General features: G+C 34.8%; 1 protein-coding gene. It reads left to right on the top strand.

From position 1 onward, the window contains the following. The first annotated feature begins 29 nt into the window (after positions 1 to 29). Positions 30 to 509 (top strand): sigma-70 RNA polymerase sigma factor region 4 domain-containing protein, encoded by a 480-nt coding sequence (locus tag HMPREF1048_RS06185; protein ID WP_000914536.1) that lies wholly within the window; start codon positions 30 to 32, stop codon positions 507 to 509. The last annotated feature ends 92 nt before the right edge of the window (positions 510 to 601 follow it).

Raw genomic sequence — 601 nt, forward strand, 5'->3', positions numbered from 1 at the left:
GTTAGACTGTATCTAGAAAGGGGAAGATTATGCTTAAAAAAATGTATGAAGAAGTCCAAGGAATTGTATACAAGTGTAGAAATGAATATTACCTTCATTTGTGGGAGTTATCGGACTGGGATCAAGAGGGGATGATTTGCCTACATGAATTGATTAGTAGAGAAGAAGGGCTTGTAGAAGATATCTCTCGTTTAAGGAAATATTTCAAAACAAAATTCCGGAATCGAATTCTAGATTATCTCCGTAAACAAGAAAGTCAAAAACGGAGATATGATAAAGAGCTTTATGAAGAAGTGGGTGAGATAAGTCATCGTATAAGTGAGGGAGGACTCTGGCTAGACGATTATTATCTCTTTCATGAAACACTAAGAGATTATAGAAGTAAACAAAATAAAGACAAACAAGAAGAGTTAGAACGCGTCTTAAGAGATGAACGCTTCCGAGGGCGTCAAAGAGTGCTAAAGGACTTACGTATTGTGTTTAAAGAGTTTGACATCCGTACTCATTAGGAATTCATGCAAAAAAGTTAAAAAAGTTTAAAAAAGGTGTTGACAAAGTTTGAAAAGTCGGTATAATAGTAAGAGTTGAAAACAACAACTCA

Source organism: Streptococcus mitis SK575 (assembly GCF_000257865.1).
Taxonomy (GTDB): Bacteria; Bacillota; Bacilli; order Lactobacillales; family Streptococcaceae; genus Streptococcus; species Streptococcus mitis_CQ.